This window comes from Reichenbachiella sp., assembly GCF_039941815.1.
Taxonomy (GTDB): domain Bacteria; phylum Bacteroidota; class Bacteroidia; order Cytophagales; family Cyclobacteriaceae; genus Reichenbachiella.
Map to the genome: position 1 here is coordinate 1 of NZ_JBDVDW010000019.1, position 1,332 is coordinate 1,332.

Annotated in this window: 1 protein-coding gene; it reads right to left on the reverse strand. The window is 41.9% G+C overall.

Annotation, left to right across the window (positions count from 1 at the left end; genetic code table 11):
* Window positions 1–1,128: 1,128 nt before the first annotated feature.
* The coding region (locus ABJF11_RS02780) for a hypothetical protein (protein ID WP_348117912.1) at window positions 1,129–1,332 on the reverse strand (204 nt) is incomplete at its 5' end.

Consider the following 1,332-nt stretch of genomic DNA (forward strand, 5'->3'; position numbering starts at 1 on the left):
GTTGACGTTTGCGCTTCAAACGATTAATCATTGTTTTTGCTGTATACTTTCGGCTGTACTCGTTCGATTGTTTTAAGAGTATGTGCGTTCGGTTTCTGTTGAAGAGTGCATACGAGTAGTTATCGAGCCTATCGCACTTGAATTGTTTTACGAATTGAAGAAGTTAGCCGCTTAGTTAGACATTTTTTTCTCAACTACTTTATATTTCGTTTTCACGTTCCAAAGTTAAACAATTCAGTGCGGAGTCCGATAGCCTCTGAGCAGCTAGCCAGAATCCAGGTAGAGTATAGGCAGGAGAAATGACAAGAAACAAGAAATATGACCCAGGCTGGATTTCTTACTTGAGAAGGGGGGTCGTTATCCACGAATACCTGTTTTTTTGTCTCAGCCTTCCCTTCCTAGCGCTTGTTTTCTTAGTAGGTGCCCTGTACTGATGCAATTGTACCAGGTACATGTACCTGGTACTGAATACTTCAACTTGGGGTAATTTGGTGGTGTTTATACCCATGGCCTGATAATCTACTTGTATACCAATGGTACCACTATCATACTATTAATACTGCTGTTGTTGTTGCTGCTGCTGGTTGATGCCGTTTCCGTCCATGTCCCTGGGACGTGTTTGGCCTTTTATCGTTTTGCCGAATCGTTGTCGTTTATCGAACTAATGCCACGTTGTCAAAACTAATTACGTTATTTCTGTCAAGAGTAGTACTAATAGTCATTTTTACGTTGACCGTTCAACAGTTCGATATGTCACGATTCGCAACTACAGCAGGATTCGGCGTTTTTTCTGACGATTCCTCATTTAAATTTTTTCTATCTATATATTCTACTAGTAAGGCCAGATCTTATGCAATATTTGTTGAGGTGATTATACGGCTGTTTGCTTCTGGGTATCTGGTCCCGTTTCTGATCAGATTTTATCAAAATCACGTCTTATGGGGCCTGTTTGGTGGAAAAAGTGTTCCTCCATGATTTTATCACTCATGAAATTCCAGGAAGTAAGTTTTTTATACAGCCTTTTCTGATCAACTCCGAACTCTGAAAGTGATAAAATTTGCTTTTGCACAAGACCTCGGAGGCATTGTACAATTTTGTATAGGTTACAGACTGGGCTCATGATATGGGTCACGACGCTACATGCTTGGTTACTCTTGTACACAGCTGGGCTCCAGCACTTGTGCATCGGCCATTACGGAGAGAGAAGGCATCGATACCTTGGCCACCATCGCGTCCCTTGCGGCCGCCCAACTGCAGCTGCTCTAGGCAAAACAACTTTGGAGACGAATAGGACGAGACTACAGCAGTATCAAAACAATCTAACGTTTTTTT